This window comes from Proteus sp. NMG38-2, from assembly GCF_020640995.1.
Taxonomy (GTDB): domain Bacteria; phylum Pseudomonadota; class Gammaproteobacteria; order Enterobacterales; family Enterobacteriaceae; genus Proteus.
The window spans coordinates 2472404-2497133 of sequence record NZ_CP085481.1; the positions used below are offsets into that span (position 1 = coordinate 2472404).

Sequence of the window (24730 nt, forward strand, 5' to 3'; positions counted from 1 at the left end):
ATACCACTGTATCATCTCCTTTTTAGAGTTATATTATTTTTAATAATTGATTGATTCATTTTTCATTACACCTATTTTTAGTTATTGTGAATAAAAAAACCAAACTAATTTCTTTTTTATTAGAAACTAATTTGGTTATATCTCTTATTACTAAATTGCAATAAGCTATTTTTATTCATTTATCTTTGTATTTTTCAAATATTCCTACGAATACAAATGGCATAAAAATTTTATTACATAATAAAGCAATAAATTTCATAAGCAAACCAACCCAATAAGGCACCTGCTGGCAAATCAATTAAATAGTGTTGTTTAGTAAACATACAAGATAAAGCAATAAATAATGGGAATAAGAAAACCCAAGGCCCTAGTGTTGCATAAGCAAGACAAGCCGTAAGTGTTGCAACTGAAACGTGCATACTAGGGAAGCAGTTTGATGAGTCATCAAAGTGTTGAACAAACTTAAGAAATTTTTCTGATGCCGTTTTTCCTGGATTAATGGTTCGCCAATGTGCAGGGGTTGCAACAGGAAATACTACAAAGAAAAACATTTGCATGACCAACAGAACTATATAACTAAAAACAATCATAATAAATTGTCTTGAGTCTTGAATAATCCAGTTAAGATATAGAATTGCTGGATAATATAAGAAACTATAAATCCATGACCACCAAGGCCAGAAAGGAATTTTTTCATCAACAGGTGAATTAATTACTTTCACTTCTCTCAATGTATATCGTTGAGTAAAAAAATAGAATTGATAAACACCTACAATAAGTATCCCACTTAATATCAAGTGAATAATCATATCACCCGCACTCATAAATACTCCTTCATATAGTCAGAGAATGCTTTGTTATTTTTATTAAGAATAAGAATTGATGCAATATTACATAGATTTAAGATCATTGCATTAAGATTAATATTATTAATAACATCAAATTTAACATTATCATTAAAAGAGCATTCAATTTATGACAGATTTAATAGTGAATCTCTATTTAAATCTCTAGAAATAAAAATAAGAATAGATAACTTTTACCTATTAAAGACATAAAAAAACCGCACAATATCAATTGTGCGGTTTCTCTTTATTTTATAAAGCGGAATACTTATTTCACAGGTTTACTGAAAGCGGCTTTCAATGCTGCAACCATTTGATCATTCTGTGATTGTGTTAATGGCTTACCTTTATCACTAATAAATTGTAGGCTACTACGGTTATTTAAATCACCTACTTGTAATTTATAATCCGCTTCTTCTACAGTTGGTCTATCAACACCTAACGAGCTCCAATTTGCGCTACTCATTCCTTTATAGGTCACTTCAACTGAACCTTTAGAACGTGTGCGGTCGCCCATTTTCATTCCCACGCTTTCTAATGCGATTGGCAATCTATCCCAAACAACATCGAATGGCGCACGTACAATAATCACTGGAAGCCCTGCATTATCACTGCCACTCTGGACATCAATAATACCCTGAAGATTACTTGTAGCTGTATTTTCGCTTAAATTACGCATACGGTTTAAACCATCAACCAGTTCATTAAGCATTAAAATATTATAACGTTTCACTTCAGCTGGATCAGTAACATCTGTTTCGCCTTGGCGTAAACCTTCGTTAGTCACGGTTAATGAAATTACATTACCCGCTTGAGCTATTACTAAACGTTGACGTGTTTGGAAAGGCACGTTTTCATCTGCACGTAACCATGTTATCCAATCAGTATGAATTTCTTTTTGCCCTGCATCACTTTTTACAATAGCAACGCCTTTATCCTTTAAGATAGCCGTTACTTGCTCATATAGTGTTGTATTTTCAGGTGTGCTAGGTAAGAACAGTTTGCTGTTATCTGCATTATTTTCACTACGTGAACCACTTAATAAGTTCAGAGCTTGAGTCGGTGGACGAATATCAAGCGCTAAACCTACTGGCTCAGTTTTTTTAGGGGTTGGAATATCATATTCCCCATTTTGCAAAGGCAACACCATACCCGCCGGAATAGCTAAATTCTTTAGCCCTGCCGTCTCTAAATAAGACTCATCACCACTGACCTGACGTTTATAGCGCTGATCACTTGAACAGGCTGCCAGTAAAACCACCAGCGACAGACCCGCGACTTTCATAATCTTTGATTTATGCAATAGTGTTGCCATTAAAATTCCCTAAGTTTTACAGTATTCCCGCTGTTAACAGCGCTTTCTCGACAATTTGCTGACCTGATGATGTCAACGGAGTCATAGGTAAGCGCAATGTGGCGTCTTCAATCAATCCAATACGTTGACACGCCCATTTAGCTGGGATTGGATTAGGTTCAACAAATAACTGATGATGCAAGTCCATCAGACGTCGATTAAGTTCACGTGCTTTTGCAAACTCACCCGCATTTGCTAATCGACATAATTCTACCATCTCTGACGCAGCAACGTTAGCAGTAACCGAAATAACACCGTGACCACCAAGTTGCATAAAGTCTAATGATGATGCGTCATCTCCACTTAATAAGATAAAACTATCATCATTAACCAACTCTTGGATTTGACTAACCCTACTTAAGTTCCCTGTCGCCTCTTTAATTGCCACAATATTATCCAACTTGGCTAAACGTGCAACTGTTACTGGCAATAAATCGCATCCAGTACGTCCTGGCACATTATACAGGATTTGTGGTAGTGCAGTGCTTTCAGAAATCGCTTTAAAATGCTGATACAAGCCTTCTTGTGAAGGTTTATTATAATATGGCGTCACACTTAAACAACCCACAATACCTTTGTTTTCAAATTGTTGTGTAAACCAAACGGCTTCAGATGTTGCATTGGCACCCGTACCTGCAATTACAGGAATACGCCCATCTGCCATATCTAATGTCATTAAAACGACATCAACATGCTCGTCATGACTTAATGTTGCTGACTCTCCTGTTGTACCGACAGAAACAATGGCAGCACTGCCTGCATTAACATGATAGTCAACTAATTTACGTAAACTAACCCGGTCAACATTGCCTTTTGCGTCCATTGGTGTAACCAATGCCACCATACTGCCTGTAAAATTAAATTCGTTATTCACCATAATCATTGCTCCGAGATAGACGTATACTCAATGGTACTCATTCATTGCTCTATTGAAAACTACTTAACTCTAGGTTTCTAATGAAATTTGCTAATATTCTTTGATATGAATTAAAGAGATATAATAATTGAAGATAGTGAGCAAGGGATCTTGGCAGAAATCAAAATTTGTGTTTACCTGTTAAGAATAAACTGAAAGTCAAAAGGAACCTCATTTTGCCCATACCTGATAAACATTTTCTCGTCATTACTGCATTAGGCGCTGACCGCCCAGGTATTGTTGATACCATTACACAATTAGTCAGCCAATGTGGATGTAATATCGAGGACAGCCGACTTGCGATGTTTGGTCAAGAGTTTACGTTTATCATGCTACTCTCAGGTGGCTGGAACGCTATCGCACAGTTAGAAGCGTTGTTGCCGATTAAAAGTGCGGAACTTGATTTATTGACCGTCATGAAAAGAACTAAAAATGGGGCTCCCATTACCTATCCTTCTACCATTGCAGCGAAGGTTGATATTGAAGATGCACCCGGTATTGTAGAACGCTTTACTAATTTGTTTAGCCAGCATAATTTTAATCTTGCTGAATTAATTTCTAAAACCCACCTGTCAGAAGATGGCACTCCTGCCCGTTTAGAGATACAAATCACGGCGCATAATCCATTAGATGATCACGGTCTTGTTATTAATGAGAAATTCAATCAGTTATGTACAGAGCTAAATGCTCAAGGCACAATAAGTATCGTAAATAGTCTGATGATGAAACAGTAAAAAATGGAGAATGACCAAATGAACCCATTAAAAGCCGGTGAAAAGGCGCCTCAATTCAGTCTGCCCGACCAAGATGGAGAAACAATTAATTTATCTGATTTCGCTGGCCAACGTGTGCTCGTTTACTTTTACCCTAAAGCAATGACACCGGGTTGTACAACTCAAGCTTGTGGCTTACGTGATGAAATGGATGCATTAAAGAAAGCCAAAGTTGAAGTGCTAGGTATCAGCACAGATAAATCAGAAAAACTTTTCCGTTTCGCTGAAAAAGAGATGTTAAATTTCACGTTGCTTTCAGATGAAGATCATAAAGTTGCAGAAGAATTTGGTATTTGGGGAGAAAAGCAATTTATGGGAAAAACTTACGATGGTATTCATCGTACTTCTTTCTTAATTGATAAAAACGGCGTTATTGAACATGTTTTTGATAGCTTTAAAACAACTAATCACCATCAAATCGTTCTCGAATATCTCGCTCAGCATCCATAATAAATGGTTAAAATGATAAGATAACAGACAGTTTACACTGTCTGTTTTTTATTTGTTTTTTGTTAATACATTCAAGGCGATACTTAGCTTTTCTTTATATGTTGCTCATTCGCAATTTCATCGGGTAATGCATGCAATACTGCTTTTATCAATGTTGCTAATGGTATAGCGAAGAAAACACCCCAAAATCCCCACATGCCACCAAATATAATTACGGATAAGATAATAACTAAAGGATGCATGTTCACTGCTTCAGAGTACAAAATCGGTACTAATAAGTTGCTATCTAATCCTTGAACAACAAGATAAGCGATGAATAACGCCCAAAAATCAGATCCTAATCCCCATTGAGAAAGCGCAATAACAATCACAGGGATCGTCGCTAAAACAGCACCAACATAAGGCACTAAAACAGAGACACCGACAATAACAGCAAGCAGTACGGAATAACGTAGATCGAAGAAGGCAAAAACAAAATAAGTAAAAATGCCAACAATAACCATTTCTGTCACTTTGCCGCGAATATAGTTGGTTATTTGCTGATTAACTTCAATCCAAACTTGCGCTGCCAGTATTCTATTTTTTGGTAAAACACGACGCACAGCATTAAGCATTTGTTGCTTATCTTTAAGCAAAAAGAACGTCATTAAAGGAACAAGAATAAGATAAATAGAAAGTGTGATAACACCGATTAATGAAGCTAAAGACACCTTTAAGACAGATTCCGCAACTGTTGAGAACTTACTACGTAAGTTTTCTGCCATCATATCAACAATACCCGCATCCATTAATGCAGGGAAACGATCAGGTAATTCATGTGCAAATGCATTGAACTTATTGATCATATTTGGGATATCTGAAATTAGAGTCATCCCTTGTTGCCAAACCGTTGGTGCTAAAATCAAAATAACGATGGCACTAATACCGATAAAAAGTGTCAGAATTATCGATACGGCCCAAATTCGGGCACATCCTAATTTCTCAAGTAAATGAGTTGGCCACTCTAAAAGATAGGCAAGTACAATTGCCACTAACAAAGGAGCGAGTATGCCACTGAAGAAGTACAGAATTGAAAAGCCTGCAATTAAGATAACCACAAGAGCGATAACTTGTGGATCAGCAAATCGGCGTTTGTACCATTGAACAAGCAAGTCCAGCATGAAAATAAAGATCCTTTATAATAATCAGAACAATAGAGCTATATGTATTCATTCATATAAGCAATAATCTTTTGACAGATTTTACGTTAGGTTTTGCTATCATACATCATTAATTATTAATTTTTCGTTAAGATAGCCATCAGGATATAGTTGTATGAAACTCAGACTTAAAAAACCATTAGTCGCGCTTCTTGTTTCTGCGTTGCTATCAACATCAGTAGTGCCAGCACATGCTGCGATTGATATTGAAGATTCTTTACCTGATATGGGAACCACTGCAGGTTCAACGCTAAGTATTAATCAAGAAATCGCTATGGGTGAGTACTATACTCGCCAACTGCGAAATAGTGCACCATTAGTTTTTGACCCCTTACTTTCTAACTACATTAATAATTTAGGGCAGAAACTCGTTTCTAATGCCAACTCAGTAAAAACTCCTTTTCACTTTTATTTAGTTAATAACCCCAATATTAACGCCTTTGCTTATTTTGGGGGAAACATTGTTTTACATTCCGCACTCTTTCGCTATAGCCGAACTGAAAGTGAATTAGCCTCTGTTATGGCTCACGAAATCACGCATGTTACTCAACGTCATTTAGCACGAATGCTAGAAGATCAGGCAAAAACAACCCCTCTTGCACTTGCTGGCGTATTAGGTTCTATTTTGATATTTATGGCCAATCCCAACGCTGGGCTTGCAACCTTTACGGGGAGTATGGCGGGGATGCAGCAGAATATGATCACGTTTACACAAATGAACGAGCAAGAGGCAGATCGTATTGGAATTCAAACACTCTATCGAGCTGGATTTGATCCCAAAGGGATGCCTGATTTTATGCAAATTCTTGCAGACCAAGTTCGCTATAGTTCTAAACCGCCTGAAATGTTATTAACGCACCCCTTACCGGATAGCCGATTATCCGATGCAAGAAGCCGAGCTAGCCAATATCCTGCGCGCCAACTTCCTCAGTCAGCAGATTTTCTGTTTGCTAAAATGCGTGTATTAACCATGCTAAATAAAAATCCCACCGCGGATAATGCATTTCAAACAACCCTTGATCAGTTTAAGCAAGGTACTACGCTTGAAAAATTAGCGGCTAACTATGCACAAATACTCATTTACTCTCGTGATCGTAAATTTGATGACGCAAGAAAATTACTCACTCCAATGTTAGAAAAAGAGCCTAATAATATTTGGCTTATTGATGCAATGACAGATATCGATTTAGAACAAAATCGGGCAAATGATGCTGTCGCAAGATTGCAATTGGTATTAAAGCAGAACCCTAATAACAACGTTATTATTGCTAACTTGGCTAATTCTTATATACATAATAAACAATATAACGAAGCTAATCGTCTGCTTTATCGTTATACCTTTGATAATCCAAATGATCCTATTGGCTGGCAATTAATGGCAGAAAACTCAGCTAAACAAGGTGATAGAGCTCATGAATTAGCGGCTTATGCGGAAGATTTAGCACTCCGAGGTGACTTTGAAACAGCGATCCGTTATTTAGGTGATGCAAGCAGACAAGTTAAACTGGGCAGTAACGACCAAGCACGCTTTGATGCACGTATTGACCAGTTAAGAAAAATACAGCAAAGAGACAGTCAATTTAAATAAGGGACAACATGACCAAGAAAGTGACGATTTATCATAATCCACGCTGTTCAAAAAGCCGTGAAACCTTACATTTATTAGAAGAAATGCAAGTAACCCCTGAGATTAATCTCTACTTAGACACAGCGCCTTCAGTAACAGAAATTAAAACACTTCTTAAAGCGCTAGGGTTTGATGATGCAAGAAAATTAATGCGTACAAAAGAAGAGATCTATAAAACACTCAAACTTGCTGACGAAACATCGCAAGATGCATTAATTCAAGCAATGCATGAAAATCCTAAACTTATTGAGCGCCCTATTGTGATTGTTGGGAATAAAGCCCGTTTAGGTCGCCCACCAGAGCAAGTGAAAGAGTTATTTAGCTAAGAGCTAGAATTTATAGCTAAGTTCCGAAAATTAAAGCCTATACTTTGCGATGTGTGAAATAGGCTTTATTTTTTGTTTTATCATTAATCCGCAACCGTTTACTCTCTTTTCCCCATTTAGGCATAAATTACCAAATGTTATTAAATTGTAATCACAGCAATTAATAAAGTGTTCTTTATTTCCTCAACAGAAAAAAATCAATCTCTTTTTGCCTTCAAAAAAATTCATCTCAGTTTCATATTTTTTATGGCTAATAAATCGTCATTTTTTGGAAAGTCTATCAAGATCACACTATCCCACTATAGGTCACCTTAAAAAGAAAAAAATAATCATGTGTTTCATTTATATTGTGACTCAAGTCTCTTTACACAAATGCGTTCCTACATATCATGGGCATCAGAAAATATGATAGCAGAGTTGATAAACACTAAATTCTCGCCACTCTATTTTTCCATTATCATCCAAGAAAGAAATTAACAAAAAAAATACATTTTAAATAATACTGCAATACAGCAATAAACTTTCAATTTGTTATTTACTCTATCTCTTCTTTAGTTGTTAATTTTTAATTTGATGACAATTAATCGGTGTGAAATGAAGTTATAGATGTATATGAAATAAACAACGTTATAGCCAACATTATGGGCAATTAAAACTAACCAATCATCATTATGGTGTCGGGTGATTGCTAGGCTAATAGGAAAACAGATGAATATCGTACTTAGATTAAAACTTGTCTCATTCCTCCAGTTCTTTATATGGGGATCTTGGCTAGTAACATTTGCCTCGTACCTCTTTGGAGAACTGCATTTTAAAGGTAGTGATGTTGGGCTTATTTTCAGTGCTCTTGGGCTTGCCTCACTTATCGCACCTGTCATTATGGGATTTATTGCAGATAAAATAAACAACCGCAAATTAGTATTTATTACCCTGCATATTTTTTCCGCATTAGCATTAGTGTTAATGTCGCAAATGACGACTGTTACTACATTATTTTTTGCTACCCTGCTGCATTTATTATTCTTTATGCCAAGTATTTCAATGGCAAACAGCATCATCTTTGAACTGTTAGAGCAAAAACATTTAGAACCTAACAACTACTTTCCAAAGATCCGTGTTTACGGCACAGTCGGTTTTATCGCGGCCATGTGGGTTATTAGCTTCTTAGGTTTAGGTAATAGCTATCATCAACTCTTTGTGGCTGCGATTGCGTCTATTATTCTCGCTGTTTTTGCCATGTTCTTACCTGCAACAAAAACTGTTGATAAAAATGAAGCTAAAACAGAAGAAGTGGCATTTAGTCTTTCTAATATTTTGCAAGTTTTCAAAAAGAAAAACGTGGTTGTTTTCTTATTCTTCGCAACACTGTTAGGATCTGTTCTGCAAATTACGAATACTTTTGGTGTACCATTCCTGCAAGATATTGCAGCATTACCAAACGCTGATGATTCATTCTTTGCACGTTATCCTTCTGTATTCTTATCTATTTCGCAAATTTCAGAAGTTGTCTTTATTTTATTCCTACCTCTGTTACTAAAACGTGTAAGAATCGAAACTATTGTTTTATTTAGTATGATTGCTTGGATTTTACGTTTCGGTTTCTTTGCTTACGGCGACTACACATCATTGGGACAAATCGTCTTATTATTATCAATGATTGTGTATGGCTGTGCTTTCGACTTCTTTAATATTTCAGGTTCACTGTTCTTAGAAAAAGAGATCCCATTACAATATCGTTCCACTGCACAAGGTATGTTTATGACCTTAGTGAACGGTTTTGGTACTTATTTAGGTGCAATGTTAAGTGGCTGGGTCATTGACTTATATACCACAAATGGTGCTGTTGACTGGAAATCATTCTGGTTAATTTTCACAGGCTACACAGTTGCAATTACTGCACTTTATCTGATTTTCTTACTGGTACCTCAGAAGAAAACTAAAGTAGTAGAAGCACACTAATTATTTAACCCTCCTCCTTTATTGTTTGTATTTCTCACCGCTTGCCTTTTATAAAGACAAGCGGTTTTTTTATAGTTTTTAATACAAAAAAACACCATTAAAAATAACGAAAAATCATTACCTTTAATTGGTTTAATTTAAACAATAGAGGAAAATTTGTGTTATTCACCTCACCTAATTCGATGAGGGATAGTATTGAGGTAAAAGCTATAGTTTAAGAATATCTTTCACGAAGGGAATAGTGAGTTTACGTTGAGCTACAATAGAAGCGTGATCAAGTTCATCAAGCATTTCAAAGAGTGTTCGCATTTTTCTATCAAGACGTTTTAACACAAAGCGACCTACATCTTCAGGTAATTCGAAACCACGAAGCTTTGCCCTTAATTGTAATGCTTGAATTTTTTCTTCATCACTTAATGGCTGCAAACGGTAAATTTGCCCCCAATCAAGACGAGATGCTAAATCAGGAAGTTGTAATTCAATTTGGCGAGGTGGTCTATCCCCGGTAATTAATAAACAAGTTCGACCATGCTCTAAAACTCGATTATAAAGATTAAATAAGGCGAGTTCCCACTCTTCATCACCTGCAATACATTGGACATTATCAATACAAACTAATGATAAATGCTCCATGCCCTCAAGGACATCGGGAACAAAATAGGCTCGTTTATCAAGCGGAACATACCCAACAGCATCACCATTTAATGAAAGTTCAGCACATGCAGCATGTAATAGATGGCTCTTTCCACCTCCGTCACGGGACCAGAAATAGATATAACTGCCATGAGATTGATGAATGGCGGTTCGAATTGCCGCGACTAATGACGCGTTTTCCCCTGCATAAAAGCTATCGAATGTCTCGTCATCGGGCAGAGATAGTGGTAATGATAGCTGTGACGGCGTATTCAGAAGCACCTCACCTGAATAGTTTAATAAACGTGGTGATTCTAACACAAATTCTCACAAGGTCAGAACCAATATTAAAAAAGCACATGACACTGATTAAGATAACAGCAAGATTTTCGTGATAGCCTATTTTATGAACACTCATGCTTCAAGTTTCCCTAACATTGACCTTGTTTATTTACAGGAGTTGCCAAGCTATACTTCAAATTATTTAGCGTAAAACCCAAAAAGTATTCTTTGTCTAATTAATGTTTTTATTATCTGAATTTTAATTTCGCGACATCATTACCTGAAGGCTGCTGATAAATATCAAGCTTAAAATATTTAGCTGATGCATTTATATACTCAAAAATCTCAGATTGCGTTTCTTCATATTCTACCCATGTTGTCGCTCTGGTAAAACAGTATAACTCTACGGGTAATCCCATGGGTGTTGGTGGCATTGTTCTTATCACTAAATACATATCAGGCCTAACATCACCACGCATTTTTATCCAATTTAACATGTACTTTCTAAATAACTGTAAATTGGTCACCCCTTTTGTTTCTAGCCATGCATTAATATCACCAATTTCTTCTTCTTTTCCTTCAAGCATTGTTTCTATGCTCTTACGAAGATGTGCAGTATTTTTTAATTCAAGGACTAATTCTTCCGTTGCAAATGAAATCGAAGATTGGTCAATATAAAAGCTACGTTTAATCCGACGCCCTCCAGATGAAAACATCGGTTGCCAGTTAGTATATTTTTCTGTCAAAAAATCCTTTGTCGGAATACGTGAAATCGTATTATCCCAATTACGGACTGTGATAGTGTGTAATGCGATATCAATCACCTCACCACTGATATTACTACTTGGCAGTTCTATCCAATCATAAAGCTTTAAAACTTTACCGTTAGAAATAAGAATGTTGGCAACAAATGAGATAAGAGTATGTTGAAAAACAAACATTAATACCGCAGCAATGGCACCAAAACTTGAGATAATAATAAGTGGTGATTGTTCAGTAAAAAGTGCAATGATCAGGATAAAAGAAATTATCCAAACGACGATTTTGGCAATTTCAATATAACCTTTAATGGAATTATTCCGATGCCACGCCTTTTTTGCATGTCTAATGTTAAAAATATCGAGAGCATTATTAAGCAATGAGGCAATATTGATAATAATAAAAGCACGAGCAACCGTCTCAAAGATAACATTCATCTCATGTGAAAAAGATGGTAATAACTGATTAATATAAAGAACTAATGTTACTGCAACTATAGAAGCACTCTTTTTAGCAATGTCTTCTATCGTTTCTTCATCTGAAAGTTCAGTAAATAAAAAAAGCAATCGCTTTGCAATCCGACGGAAAATCATCTTGGCGAGAAACCATACCACCAGCAACACAACAACTAAGAATATTGTGGTAAATATCTGCTTTGATGTTATGAAATCATAAACTTCAATGAGTTTTTCCATAAATTGCGTTATACCTTTTTTGAGTCTTTTCCAACCTTAAAACGAATGCCACTTAAATAGTAACTAAATGCCTATTTCGCATAAGAACAGACATCCATTGTCTCATTTATTTAATTTAAATAAACATCATGATTGAATTATTGATGCTTTTCTAAGTTTTAAACACTTAAAAAGTTAAATATCTCAGTTTTTAATTTTAACATAAAAACAAGATGCAATAAAAAAGACGGATATAATCCGCCTTTTTCGTTAACTTCAACATATCACTTATTTTTTATTTGCTGTACCACTGACTGATTCAATCGTGTTATCTACAAATTCTGATTCAGGTCGAACAACACTGACTAATTTAAAGATTAAGCTTAAAACAATACCCACTACTGTTGCTAAAGCCATACCTTTTAATTCAGCCGCACCAATGTGAATTGAAGCACCACTCACACCAACAATCAGAATAATGGCAGTTAATATCAAGTTTTGCGGTTTGTTGTAATCCACTTTTGAATCTAACAAAACACGAATACCTGATGCACCAATGACACCATAAAGTAATAAAGATACTCCACCCATCACTGGAACAGGAACAGCAGCAATAGCGGCGGCTAATTTACCCACACAGGATAATAAGATTGCAAATATTGCTGCACCACCAATAACCCACGAGCTATAGACTTTGGTAATTGCCATAACACCAATATTTTCACCATATGTGGTATTTGGCGTTGAACCAAAAAAACCAGAAATAATGGTAGAGAAACCGTTTGCGAACATAGAACGATGTAAGCCCGGATTTTTCATTAAATCGCGTTGCACAATATTTGCTGTCACAACAAGGTGACCAACGTGTTCAGCAATAACCACTAATGCCGCAGGAAGAATAATAAAGATAGCACTCCATTCAAAACGTGGTGAATAGAATGTTGGTAGTGCAAACCAATTAGCTTCTTTAATAGGCGTTACATCAACAACCCCTAAGAAGAAAGAAAGTGCATAACCCGCTAATACCCCTATAAGAATAGGAATAATTGCAAGGAATCCTCTAAACATCACTGAACCTAAAATAGTGACACCTAAAGTAACCATAGAGATAAGCAATGTTTGATTATCAACTGGCGCATCTGCACTTGGTAATAAACCCGCCATTCCTGCTGCGGTTCCTGCTAACTCTAAACCAATAACGGCAACGATTGCGCCCATTGCCGCAGGTGGGAACATCACATTAATCCAGCCTCGCCCTGCTATTTTTACAATACCTGCCACAAGACAAAATAACACGCCACAGACGATGAATCCCCCAAGTGCTAATTCATACCCTAATGGTAACAGCAAAAGCACAGGTGAGATAAACGCAAAACTTGAACCTAAATAAGCAGGAATGCGTCCTTTACAAATAAAGAGGTAAAGCAGGGTTCCGATCCCGTTAAATAACAATATTGTTGCCGGATTAACTTTAAATAATATTGGCACAAGTACGGTAGCGCCAAACATTGCAAACAGATGCTGAAGGCTCAACGGAATTGTTTGTAATAATGGTGGGCGCTCTTCTACCCCGATTGCACGACGAGTCATGCTTACGACCTCTCTTTAATATGAATGTGAAATTGGTTTGTATTTTTAACTTCATACTCGTCTTACTTTAAGTCGCCATGTTGCTGACTAGACCCATTCGCCCTAGCCATCTAACTGCACCTTAAAATATTTAGAGTATAGAACAAATAAGTGGTCCAAAAAAAAGCCGACTATCAAAGTCGGCTTAATTATTATTTTGTACCAAATATCTTATCACCAGCATCGCCAAGACCTGGAACGATGTACCCATGCTCATTAAGATGGCTATCAACCGATGCAGTGTATAACTCCACATCTGGATGAGCTTCTTCTAATGCCTTAATACCTTCTGGAGCAGCAACCAGTACTAATACTTTAATTGAAGTACAGCCCGCATTTTTTAATAAATCAATTGTGGCAATCATAGAGCCGCCTGTTGCTAACATAGGGTCAACAACAAGAGCCATACGCTCTTCAATATTGGATGCTAATTTCTGGAAGTAAGGGACGGGTTTTAAGGTTTCTTCATCGCGGTAAACGCCAACAACACTGATTCGGGCACTAGGAATATTTTCTAATACTCCATCCATCATCCCGATACCTGCACGGAGGATAGGAACTACTGTGATTTTTTTTCCTTTAATCTGTTCTATCTCTACCGGACCACACCAACCTTCAATTGTTACCGTCTCTGTTGCTAAATCGGCGGTAGCTTCATACGTCAGTAGACTGGAAACTTCTGAAGCCAGTTCACGAAAGCGCTTAGTGCTTATATCATGATCTCGCATCAGCCCCAATTTATGTTGAATGAGTGGGTGTTTTACCTCAACGATCTTCATAATTTCTCCTAATGTACGACGCAGCCTGACAAAAAAATCGCGAGATTATACCGCTTTTTTGCCAACATTCCATCGTTTTTCTATTGATATTGATCAAGCGCACAGCTTTTAACCACGCCAACATGAATAATTGTGACCCAGAAAGAAGATCCTCGCAAACGTTTGCTTTGCCTGTTAGAATAGCGCCCGCACACATTTTTTCTTAACAGCAACTTGCCGTGAGGGCTCTACGTGACTAACAAATCCTCTCTCAGCTATAAAGATGCCGGTGTCGATATTGATGCAGGTAATGCTTTAGTCGATCGTATCAAAGGTGTAGTAAAAGAAACTCGCCGTCCTGAAGTTATGGGGGGTTTAGGTGGTTTTGGTGCACTATGTGCAATTCCATCTAAATACCGCGAACCTATTTTAGTTTCAGGCACCGATGGTGTAGGTACAAAACTCCGCCTTGCGATGGATTTAAATCGCCATGATGACATCGGTATTGATTTAGTCGCAATGTGTGTCAACGATTTAATTGTTCAAGGCGCCGAACCCCTTTTCTTCCTTGACTACTATGCCACAGGAAAATTAGATGTCGATACCGCAGCACGAGTTGTAACAGGTATCGCTGAAGGTTGTAAACAATCAGGCTGTGCGTTAGTGGGTGGCGAAACAGCAGAAATGCCCGGTATGTATCATGGCAATGATTATGATATCGCAGGCTTTTGTGTTGGCGTGGTTGAAAAGTCAGAGATTATTGATGGCAGTAAAGTTAAAGCAGGTGATGCATTAATTGCTTTAGCATCCAGTGGCCCTCATTCTAATGGCTATTCATTAGTCAGAAAAATTCTTGAAGTCAGTAATACACAAGCAGATAGCACATCATTAGGTGACAAATCACTTGCTGATCACCTATTAGCGCCTACACGTATTTACGTGAAATCACTGCTGTCATTAATTGAGAATGTTGATATTCATGCAGTTGCACATATTACAGGTGGCGGTTTTTGGGAAAATATTCCTCGCGTACTACCTGAAAATACGCAAGCTCGCATCGAAAGTCACAGTTGGGAATGGCCGATTGTCTTCAAGTGGTTACAAGAAGCAGGACAAGTTAGCACACATGAAATGTACCGCACCTTTAACTGTGGTGTCGGACTATTAATTGCAGTTAACCCAAATGATGTTGAAAAAACATTAGCACACCTTGCAAAATGTGGTGAATATGCATGGCTCATCGGTGAAATTGCACCACAAGCCGCAGGTGAAGCACAAGTTATTATTAACTAATGAAAACATGTGAATGAAAAATATCGTTGTCCTTATTTCAGGAAACGGCAGCAACCTACAGGCGATTATTGACGCCTGTAGGGCACATAAAATCACAGGTAATGTGGTTGCTGTCTTCAGCAATAAAGCGGATGCTTTTGGCCTTGAACGAGCAAAAAAGGCTGAGATCCCAGCCTATTTTGTTGATCCAACCGAATTTAATGATAGAGCTGATTACGATAAAGCGCTAATAGAAAAAATTGATGCTTATCAGCCTGATATTGTGGTTTTAGCAGGTTTCATGCGCATTCTATCATCTTATTTTGTCACTCATTATCAGCATAAATTATTAAATATTCATCCTTCTTTGCTTCCTAAATATCCAGGGCTGCATACTCATCGCCAAGTTTTAGCAAATAAAGACTCTTTTCATGGCGTTACCGTCCATTTTGTTACAGAAGAACTTGACGGTGGCCCAATGATTATTCAGGCACGTATTCCTGTTTTGCCGGATGACACTGAACAATCATTACAAGCTAAAATACAAATAGAAGAGTATCGAATCTACCCATTAGCGATCAGCTGGTTAGCTGAAGACCGATTGACTATGAAGAATAATCAAGCTTTCCTTGATGATATCGCGTTGTTCGACAGCCTTGATTAACTATTTCGCTTAAGCTAAAAAGTCACATTGTGCTACACTGTAGCCCGCGTGACTTTTTTTGTGTCACCCTTTTCTCTTTTTTATTCAATGCATTCACCGAGGTGCTTATGTCCGGTGGTAGGAAAGTTCCACCTATAAAATTACGTCCTCTCGAACGAGAAGATCTCTCTTTTGTCCATCAACTTGATAACAATGCCAGCGTTATGCGCTATTGGTTTGAAGAGCCTTATGAGGCTTTTATTGAGTTAAGTGACTTATATGAAAAACATATTCACGACCAAAGTGAACGCCGCTTTATTGCTGAAAGTGAAGGCACTAAAGTGGGACTTGTCGAGTTGGTTGAAATTGATTATGTTCATCGTCGTGCCGAATTCCAAATTATCATTGCACCTGCACATCAGGGTCATGGCTATGCCGCAAGAGCTGCAAAATTGGCGATGGATTATGCTTTTTCTGTACTTAATTTATACAAACTCTATTTAATCGTTGATAAAGAGAATGCTAAAGCGATTCATATTTATGAAAAGCTTGGCTTTAAAAAAGAAGGTGATTTAATAGATGAGTTTTTTGTTAACGGTGCCTATCGTTCTGCAATTAGAATGTGTACATTCCAAGCACCTTATTTTGAGCAAAAAGCCAAAGAAGCAAAACCCGAAAATTTTGTCAAACCGGGTGCGACTATTAAGCAACATGTCTGATTTATTCAGATATTAAGATTTAACTTTAACCCTAGTTGGAGTTCAGATGTCCCAGGAACGACTCTATATTGATAAAGAGATCAGTTGGCTTGCGTTTAATGAACGTGTATTACAAGAGGCGGCTGACAAACGAAACCCGTTAATTGAAAGAGTCAGGTTTCTGGGGATCTATTCAAATAATCTTGATGAGTTCTATAAAGTCCGTTTTGCTGATGTTAAACGCCGTATCTTAATTAATGAAGAGCGAGGCTCTCGCTCTGCTTCAAGTCATGCTCGCCATCTTATCAAAAAAATTCAGTCAAAAGTGGCTAAAGCTGACCAAGAGTTTGATGCTTTATATAACGATTTATTGCTTGAGATGGCACGAAATCAAATCTTCTTAATCAATGAACGTCAAATCTCACCTAATCAACAAATCTGGTTACGCCAATATTTTCGCCAAAACTTAAGAAAACACATTACGCCCATTTTAATTAATCCTGAAACCAATTTGGTTGAGTTTCTTAAAGACGACTATACCTATTTGGCCGTTGAAATTGCACAAGGGCAAACTATTCATTACGCCTTATTAGAAATTCCATCAGATAAAGTTCCTCGCTTTGTTATTCTGCCAACGGATCAAGGACGTAGTAAGAAAAAATCCATGATTTTATTGGATAATATTTTACGTTACTGCCTTGATGAAGTTTTTAAAGGTTTTTTTGATTATGACTCATTGAATGCTTATTCTATGAAAATGACGCGAGATGCGGAGTACGATCTTGCGACAGAAATGGAATCAAGTTTACTTGAAATGATGTCCTCAACCTTAAAACAACGCCTTACCGCAGAGCCTGTGCGTTTTGTTTACCAACGTGATATGCCAGATGAAATGGTAGCATTACTACGCAGTAAATTAGGTTTATCAAATAACGACTCCGTTATTGCAGGGGGACGTTATCATAACTTTAAAGACTTTATTAACTTTCCAAATGAAGGTAGTAAATTTCTATTAAATAAACCAATTCCACGTTTACGCCATATTTGGTTTGATAATTTCCGTAATGGTTTTGACGCCATTAGGGAACGTGATGTCTTGCTTTATTACCCTTATCATACTTTTGAGCATGTGCTGGAATTGTTGCGCCAAGCCTCTTTTGACCCAAGCGTTATTTCAATCAAAATCAATATTTACCGTGTTGCAAAAGACTCTCGAATTATAGATTCCATGATCCATGCAGCACACAACGGTAAACGAGTCACTGTGGTTGTAGAGTTACAAGCTCGTTTTGATGAAGCGGCCAATATTCATTGGGCAAAACGCCTAACAGAAGCGGGTGTTCACGTTATATTCTCAGCTCCAGGTTTAAAAATTCATGCGAAATTATTTATTATTTCTCGCTTAGAAGATGGTGAAATTATTCGCTATGCCCATATTGGTACTGGGAATTTTAACGAAAAAACAGCGCGCCTTTATACTGACTATTCGCTCTTAACTGCGAATACTGAAATTACCAATGAAGTACGTCGCGTTTTTAGTTTTATAGAAAACCCTTATCGCCCTGTGATTTTTGAGCATTTGATGGTTTCACCTCAAAATTCACGAACTCTTTTAAACCAACTAATTACTAATGAAATTCACAGTGCTCAAGCAGGGCATCCCGCAGGGATTACATTAAAAGTGAATAATTTAGTCGATGAAGAGTTGGTTAATCGTCTTTATGACGCATCAGAAGCGGGAGTCAAAGTCCGGCTTTTAGTGCGAGGCATGTGCTCTTTAGTTCCTAATCAGCCAGGATTTAGTGAGAATATTCAAGTTACCAGTATCGTTGATCGTTTTTTAGAACATGATCGCGTTTATGTTTTTACTAATAAAGGTGATGAAAAAATCTTCTTATCTTCTGCCGATTGGATGACGCGAAATCTTGACTATCGTATTGAAGTTGCAGTGGCTTTGCTTGATCCTCAACTGAAACAACGTGTTCTTGATATATTAGATATTCAATTTAATGACACCGTTAAAGCGCGTTTTATTGATAAAGATTTAACAAATAACTATGTTCCTCGTGGAAATAAACGTAAAATTCGTTCCCAGCTTGCTGTCTATGAGTACATTAAATTGTTAGAACAACCCGGATCACGAGCGTAATTTTATGCCTTTATCACAAGATGACTCTTCACCACGTCCTTTAGAAATTGCAGCTATTGACCTCGGTTCTAATAGTTTTCATATGATAATTGCGCGCGTTGTTAATGGCGCATTGCAAGTGTTAAGTCGCTTAAAACAGCGTGTTTATCTCGCTGATGGCCTTGACGATAATAATGAATTAAGCGAAGAGTCTATGTTACGTGGGCTTTCCGCCCTTTCTCTTTTTGCTGAAAGGTTACAGGGCTTTCCTGCCGAAAATGTTACTGTCGTTGGCACACATACATTGCGTGTTGCGACTAACGCTAAAGTCTTTCTCCAACGGGCAAAAGAAGTTATCCCTTACCCTATCGAAATTATTTCTGGACATGAAGAAGCACGACTTATCTTTATGGGCGTTGAACATACACAATCAGAAAAAGGTCGAAAACTCGTTATTGATATTGGTGGTGGCTCAACAGAATTGGTTATTGGTGAAAACTTTGAGCCGATCTTAATTGAAAGCCAGCGCATGGGTTGTGTCAGTTTTAGTCGTCAATTTTTTCCTGAGCAAAAAATTAGTGAATCTGCTTTTCGTAAAGCACGAGAAAAAGCAGCACGTAAAATGGAAAAAATTGCATGGCAATATAAAATGACGGGATGGGATGTTGCTTTAGGCGCATCGGGCACCATTAAAGCGGCTCATGAGATCTTAGTTGAGTTTGGCGAAAAAGACGGTGTTATCACCCCCGAACGTCTACTTATGTTAACAAAACAAGTGTTGCGCTTTAAGAAATTTAAAGACATCTCATTACCGGGGTTATCCGATGAGCGTAAGCATGTTTTTGTACCAGGCTTGGCTATTTTATGCGGTATTTTTGATTCTTTAGGATTAAAAGCACTACACCTATCTGATGGTGCTCTACGTGAAGGTGTGCTTTATGAAATGGAAGGCAGATTTCGCCATCAAGATATTCGCCAACGTACAGCAAAAAGCCTTGCCGAGCACTATAATATTGATAGAGAGCAAGCAAAACGTGTACTTGAAACCATGCAGTCCCTTTACGAACAATGGGCGCAACAAAATCCTAAACTCGTTCGCCCTGATCTAGAAGCCATTTTAGTTTGGGCTGTCATGTTACATGAGGTCGGATTAAGCATTAATTTAAGTGGATTGCACCGCCATTCTGCTTATATCCTTTCAAATACAGATTTGCCAGGTTTTAACCAAGAACAACAGCTATTATTAACAACCTTAGTTCGCTATCACAGAAAAGGGATTAAGCTAGATGAATTGCCTAAATTTAATCTTTATAAAAAGAAACAATATTTCCCACTCGTACAAATACTTAGATTAGCAACTTTACTTAATAATCAGCGACAATCGACGACAAAACCAGCATCTTTGCGTTTAGCTACTGATGAAAATCATTGGACTCTTTATTTTCCTAAAAAATATCTTTCCGATAACACATTGATGGAGTTGGATTTAGAAAAAGAACAAGAGCATTGGCAGTCAGTTCCGGGCTGGAAACTAGATATAAAAGAGGAATCTGCTTAACAATATGATATTATAAAGAAAAAGACGCTAGTCAATGCGTCTTTTGTTGCATCTATCATACAACAACTATCACATAACAACATAGGTTTGATTTGTGACCATAATATGAACATCACCAACGCAATATTGTTCAAGATTCATATTTTTTATACGGAGAAGACCGATAATCATCCTAAAATGGAATAATTAGTGTCAATGGTTATCTCCCTCGTAAGAATTAAAAAGGAATAACATGTCTCAAACAGCTATCAACAATGATACTGCGGCTGCCATCAATCCGTATTCACAAAAAGTGGCACTCCTGCGTCAGCAAATTTTGAGTATCTTTCTTGAAGATGATCAATTTGTTGAAACCGTTTTAGGGGAAGCAAGTGAAAATGATAGGCTGAGCCACCACGAACTTCATGAAAAAATCACCACTGTTCGAGAATTACTACAAGATCTACACGCGGCAGATATTGCAGATATTCTTGAAGCCCTTCCCTATGACGAGCGTCTCGCATTGTGGCATTTGGTTGATAATAATGAACGTGGTGCTGTTTTAGTCGAAGCGTCTGTCGCCGTTTGGGACAGCTTAATTAAAGATATGACCGACCGTGAATTATTACGATCGGTCGCCACATTACATGTGGATGAGCAAGCGTACATTGCAGAGCACTTACCACGCGATACAATGCGTCGCCTTCTTACCTATTTAGAACCAAGCCTGCGTAATAGGATAAGAGAAGTCCTGCAATATCCAAAAGACAGCGTTGGTCAAATGATGGACTTTGAGTTCGTCACTGTGCGAGGCAATGTCACGTTAAAAACTGTACAACGCTATTTACGCCAACGAGGCTCTATTCCTGAAGCAACGGATAAAATTTTCGTTATCGATAATAAAAATCATCTGTTGGGCGAACTTCCATTAACCACTGTTTTAACGCAATCTCCTGACAAACTTGTATCAGATGTAATGAAAACAGATACTGTGAGCTTTATGCCAGAAGAAAAAGGCGAAGATGCGGCGGGTGCGTTCGAACGTTATGACTTAATTTCAGCCGCTGTGGTTGATAGCAATGGTCTTCTTATGGGGCGATTAACTGTTGAAGATATCGTTGATAACATGCATGAAGAGAGCGATACCAATATTCGTCGTATGGGGGGGTTGAGCCCAGAAGAGGACGTTTTCGCTCCAGTTGGACAAGCCGTTAAAACACGTTGGACTTGGCTTGCTATCAACTTATGTACCGCTTTCGTTGCCTCTCGTGTTATCGGTGTCTTTGAAGATACTATCTCACAATTAGTTGCGCTTGCCACACTAATGCCTATTGTTGCAGGTATTGGAGGTAACACGGGTAATCAAACTATTACAATGATTGTACGTGCCTTAGCACTGCACCAAATTCAAACCGGAAGCTTCTCATTCTTAATTTTAAGAGAGCTTGGTGTCGCCCTTATTAACGGTATTGTTTGGGGAGGGATAATGGGAATTGTCACTTTCCTCCTCTATGGCGACCTTGCTATGGGTGCGGTAATGACAATGGCGATGGTATTAAACCTCTTAATGGCTGCCATGATGGGTGTACTGATCCCAATGACCATGATTAAATTAGGTAAAGATCCTGCAATTGGTTCAAGCGTTATGATAACCGCAATTACAGATACAGGTGGTTTCTTTATTTTCTTAGGTTTAGCCACTATCTTCCTAGTTTAAAATCACGCAATAATACGTTATTACACTAACGCCACTGTTAATAAAATACAGTGGCGTTTTTTTGTGTGACTAACAATAAATAATTAAACCGTTGTTGAAAGGTAATAGTAAACAAGTAGCAATACGATGATCAGCGATGTGATAAACGTTTTTTTAACAGAAGCACTCAGTGCATAATTATCAGTGTGTTTAGTGTTATTTAGTATGGTTTTTAACGCTAAACCACCACCTAATGCAACGATAGAAAGTGAGGCAAACAGAACAATTGCAGCTAAGAGAATAGCACTCATTGAGATAGAGACCATAAATCCTCCGACATATCAATTGACTTACTGTTGTAATTATAATCAAAAATAACTTTTTTGATGCTTATTTTTGTTTTTATTTTTTTATTTGAGAGACTGTTCTAAAAAATCACATTATGCATAAAAACACAAAAATATGATTATGATTATAAATTTAAATGGCATTAAATTTCACAAATTATTAATTATTTGAATTTTAAAATCACAGGAATCGAATTTAACATATAGTAGAATATGCTAATAATCTATTTCCTATCAGATCATATCTTTCACTATTAATACGAATAACTTTCTTAATTATCTAATAATAACTTTTTTTACAAAAAATAATAAATTAAATTCATAGCGCTTTTATTATTTAATTGTTTATTTAAAGCATAATAAATATATTCAATATCACCTCGTTTTTATTTAGAGATATTAAAATCCATCCCAAAAACAATAATACGTAATATTTTTACATTATATATAATAACTTCAATTTATTAATATAATATATTACAAAAACGAAACAATTAAGATATTAAACCCACAAATTAGTGACTTTTAAGTCTATTTAATTGTTTTATTTTAACCTATTTACATCATTAAGAGCTTCCTGTTATAACTTAAACCATCATCACAACATTATTCTTTCTCACGTAAATAGCCTATAAATAACCATCTACTGTTATTTATTTCCACCCTGTTTTATTTGCTGATCCTAAAAGAATATATTTGTGACTTTATTAGTTATTAATTTTATCACGATGATTATTATAGGTTGTTATTATGACATCACAATCACACTCCACTCAGCCGTTGAGTCAACCTACGGCAAGACCATTAAATCGCAACGACTATAAAACGTTGGGTTTATCCTCACTAGGAGGAACTTTGGAGTTCTATGATTTCGTAATCTTCGTGTTCTTTACGAAAACATTGAGCCACTTGTTCTTTCCTGGTGATAACGCCTTTATTGCACAGATGCAGACATTGGGTATTTTTGCAGCCGGTTATCTTGCTCGTCCTTTGGGTGGCATCATTATGGCACACTACGGCGATATTATTGGCCGTAAACGTATGTTTACTTTAAGTATCTTTTTAATGGCCGTTCCAACATTAATTATTGGTTTATTACCTACTTATGCCAGCATTGGCGTCGCTGCTCCATTATTGCTGTTATTGATGCGTATCATGCAAGGTGCTGCTATTGGTGGTGAAATGCCAGGTGCTTGGGTCTTTATTGCAGAACATACACCAAAACAACGTTATGGTTTGGGTGTTGGGACATTAACGTCAGGTATTACGGGCGGTATTTTATTAGGTTCGATCGTCGCAATTATCGTTCAGCGTAGTTATAGCGCTCAGGAAGTTAATGATTTTGCTTGGCGTATTCCCTTTATTTTAGGTGGGATATTTGGCTTAATTTCTGTTTACTTACGTCGTTTCTTGCAAGAAACTCCTATCTTTAAAGAGATGGCCGCAAAAAAAGCCTTAGCACAAGAAATGCCTGTAATTTCAGTCATTAAAAACCATAAACAAGCGTGTTTAATTACAGCTGTATTAACTTGGTCTTTATCAACAGCCATTGTTGTCACCATATTGATGACACCTAGTGTAATTGTTGAAGGGATTTACAAAATTGATAGAACTACCTCATTGGAAGCGAACTGTGTTGCAACATTAACCTTAACTTTAGGTTGTATCTTCTGGGGCTGGATTGGCGACAAATTAGGAACACGAGTTTCAATGACATTATCATGGGGTGGTTTGATTGTTACTGCATTCCATTTCTATGGCAGTTTAGATACAGCAATGTCGGGTATTCAGTTAGCATTTAATTATGGATTGATGGGCTTTTTTGTTGGTGCGATTGCCACAACACCAATTGTTAGTACAAGAGCATTTCCACCATCAATTCGTTTTTCAGGGTTGTCTTTTGCTTACAATATGGCTTATGCCGTGTTTGGTGGATTAACCCCAATGTTAACTGGTGCATGGTTAGAAAAGACAGCAATGGCGGGTGCCTATTATGTCGCTGGAGTCTCATTCTTAGCAATTGCTGTCGCATTCTTACCTTTAGCTTATAAAGGTTGGACTGCGGTAAAGCCAACTACTAGTAAAAAAGACGTTGCATTACAAATTGATAAAGTAGTTGGTTAAGTCTTTATCAATGTATAAATATGCTCTATTAATATCCCCTTACACAATACCGCCCTTAATATGGGCGGTATTTTTTTGTGCTACATTTTATGGTAACAAAT

Annotated in this window: 21 protein-coding genes; 12 read left to right on the plus strand and 9 right to left on the minus strand. The window is 37.1% G+C overall.

Annotated elements, in window-relative coordinates; genetic code table 11:
* Positions 1-233: 233 nt before the first annotated feature.
* The 3 genes from LG402_RS11785 to dapA all read right to left on the minus strand — a co-directional run bounded on the left by LG402_RS11785 (position 234) and on the right by dapA (position 3076).
* Positions 234-824 (minus strand): phosphatase PAP2 family protein, encoded by a 591-nt coding sequence (locus LG402_RS11785; protein WP_072068419.1) that lies wholly within the window; start codon positions 822-824, stop codon positions 234-236.
* A 289-nt stretch (positions 825-1113) separates the two neighbouring features.
* Entirely contained in the window at positions 1114-2160 is a 1047-nt protein-coding gene (gene bamC / locus LG402_RS11790) for an outer membrane protein assembly factor BamC (protein WP_072068420.1), read from the minus strand.
* Positions 2161-2176: 16 nt separating this feature from the next.
* Positions 2177-3076, minus strand: a complete 900-nt coding sequence (gene dapA, locus LG402_RS11795) for a 4-hydroxy-tetrahydrodipicolinate synthase (protein ID WP_072068421.1) — start codon at positions 3074-3076, stop codon at positions 2177-2179.
* Positions 3077-3291: 215 nt separating this feature from the next.
* On the opposite strand from dapA, the gene LG402_RS11800 reads away from it, so the two are divergent.
* Both LG402_RS11800 and bcp read left to right on the plus strand, forming a co-directional pair.
* Entirely contained in the window at positions 3292-3849 is a 558-nt protein-coding gene (locus LG402_RS11800; RefSeq protein ID WP_166540557.1) for a glycine cleavage system transcriptional repressor, read from the plus strand.
* 18 nt (positions 3850-3867) lie between these two features.
* A complete protein-coding gene (bcp, locus tag LG402_RS11805; RefSeq protein ID WP_166540558.1) occupies positions 3868-4338 on the plus strand; it encodes a thioredoxin-dependent thiol peroxidase in 471 nt (156 codons plus the stop codon).
* Positions 4339-4421: 83 nt separating this feature from the next.
* Here the strand turns inward: bcp and LG402_RS11810 are convergent, their stop codons facing one another.
* Positions 4422-5498 carry an AI-2E family transporter gene (locus LG402_RS11810; protein WP_166540559.1) on the minus strand — a complete coding sequence of 359 codons (1077 nt, stop codon included), beginning with the start codon at positions 5496-5498 and terminating at the stop codon, positions 4422-4424.
* 154 nt (positions 5499-5652) lie between these two features.
* On the opposite strand from LG402_RS11810, the gene LG402_RS11815 reads away from it, so the two are divergent.
* The 3 genes from LG402_RS11815 to LG402_RS11825 all read left to right on the plus strand — a co-directional run bounded on the left by LG402_RS11815 (position 5653) and on the right by LG402_RS11825 (position 9449).
* Positions 5653-7125 carry a tetratricopeptide repeat protein gene (locus LG402_RS11815; protein WP_227335503.1) on the plus strand — a complete coding sequence of 491 codons (1473 nt, stop codon included), beginning with the start codon at positions 5653-5655 and terminating at the stop codon, positions 7123-7125.
* A gap of 8 nt (positions 7126-7133) precedes the next feature.
* The gene (arsC, locus tag LG402_RS11820) at positions 7134-7490 is read left to right on the plus strand and encodes an arsenate reductase (glutaredoxin) (protein WP_166540560.1); all 357 of its coding nucleotides are present in this window, start codon (positions 7134-7136) and stop codon (positions 7488-7490) included.
* A 708-nt stretch (positions 7491-8198) separates the two neighbouring features.
* Positions 8199-9449, plus strand: coding sequence for an MFS transporter (locus LG402_RS11825; RefSeq protein ID WP_166540561.1), 1251 nt, complete (start codon positions 8199-8201; stop codon positions 9447-9449).
* A 207-nt stretch (positions 9450-9656) separates the two neighbouring features.
* Here LG402_RS11825 and hda read toward each other — a convergent pair whose 3' ends face one another.
* The 4 genes from hda to upp form a co-directional block, all read right to left on the minus strand.
* The gene (gene hda, locus LG402_RS11830) at positions 9657-10364 is read right to left on the minus strand and encodes a DnaA inactivator Hda (RefSeq protein WP_166540599.1); all 708 of its coding nucleotides are present in this window, start codon (positions 10362-10364) and stop codon (positions 9657-9659) included.
* A gap of 248 nt (positions 10365-10612) precedes the next feature.
* Positions 10613-11818 carry a mechanosensitive ion channel family protein gene (locus tag LG402_RS11835; RefSeq protein WP_109407722.1) on the minus strand — a complete coding sequence of 402 codons (1206 nt, stop codon included), beginning with the start codon at positions 11816-11818 and terminating at the stop codon, positions 10613-10615.
* 267 nt (positions 11819-12085) lie between these two features.
* A complete protein-coding gene (gene uraA / locus LG402_RS11840; RefSeq protein ID WP_166540562.1) occupies positions 12086-13387 on the minus strand; it encodes a uracil permease in 1302 nt (433 codons plus the stop codon).
* Positions 13388-13578: 191 nt separating this feature from the next.
* Complete coding sequence (gene upp / locus LG402_RS11845) at positions 13579-14205, minus strand: uracil phosphoribosyltransferase (RefSeq protein ID WP_072068431.1); 627 nt, start codon at positions 14203-14205, stop codon at positions 13579-13581.
* 231 nt (positions 14206-14436) lie between these two features.
* On the opposite strand from upp, the gene purM reads away from it, so the two are divergent.
* The 6 genes from purM to mgtE all read left to right on the plus strand — a co-directional run bounded on the left by purM (position 14437) and on the right by mgtE (position 22179).
* A complete protein-coding gene (purM, locus tag LG402_RS11850; RefSeq protein WP_227335505.1) occupies positions 14437-15477 on the plus strand; it encodes a phosphoribosylformylglycinamidine cyclo-ligase in 1041 nt (346 codons plus the stop codon).
* A 13-nt stretch (positions 15478-15490) separates the two neighbouring features.
* Positions 15491-16120, plus strand: coding sequence for a phosphoribosylglycinamide formyltransferase (purN, locus tag LG402_RS11855; RefSeq protein ID WP_166540563.1), 630 nt, complete (start codon positions 15491-15493; stop codon positions 16118-16120).
* Positions 16121-16227: 107 nt separating this feature from the next.
* On the plus strand, positions 16228-16818 hold the full coding sequence (gene speG / locus LG402_RS11860; RefSeq protein WP_072068434.1) for a spermidine N1-acetyltransferase: 591 nt from the start codon (positions 16228-16230) through the stop codon (positions 16816-16818).
* 46 nt (positions 16819-16864) lie between these two features.
* A complete protein-coding gene (ppk1, locus tag LG402_RS11865) occupies positions 16865-18946 on the plus strand; it encodes a polyphosphate kinase 1 (protein WP_109407726.1) in 2082 nt (693 codons plus the stop codon).
* 4 nt (positions 18947-18950) lie between these two features.
* Positions 18951-20483, plus strand: a complete 1533-nt coding sequence (gene ppx, locus LG402_RS11870; protein WP_227335507.1) for an exopolyphosphatase — start codon at positions 18951-18953, stop codon at positions 20481-20483.
* A gap of 232 nt (positions 20484-20715) precedes the next feature.
* Positions 20716-22179, plus strand: coding sequence for a magnesium transporter (gene mgtE / locus LG402_RS11875; RefSeq protein ID WP_109407727.1), 1464 nt, complete (start codon positions 20716-20718; stop codon positions 22177-22179).
* Positions 22180-22262: 83 nt separating this feature from the next.
* Here mgtE and LG402_RS11880 read toward each other — a convergent pair whose 3' ends face one another.
* Entirely contained in the window at positions 22263-22484 is a 222-nt protein-coding gene (locus LG402_RS11880; protein WP_166540565.1) for a hypothetical protein, read from the minus strand.
* Positions 22485-23255: 771 nt separating this feature from the next.
* Between LG402_RS11880 and LG402_RS11885 the strand changes: the two genes are divergently transcribed.
* Positions 23256-24629 (plus strand): MFS transporter, encoded by a 1374-nt coding sequence (locus tag LG402_RS11885; RefSeq protein WP_227335509.1) that lies wholly within the window; start codon positions 23256-23258, stop codon positions 24627-24629.
* Positions 24630-24730 lie beyond the last annotated feature (101 nt).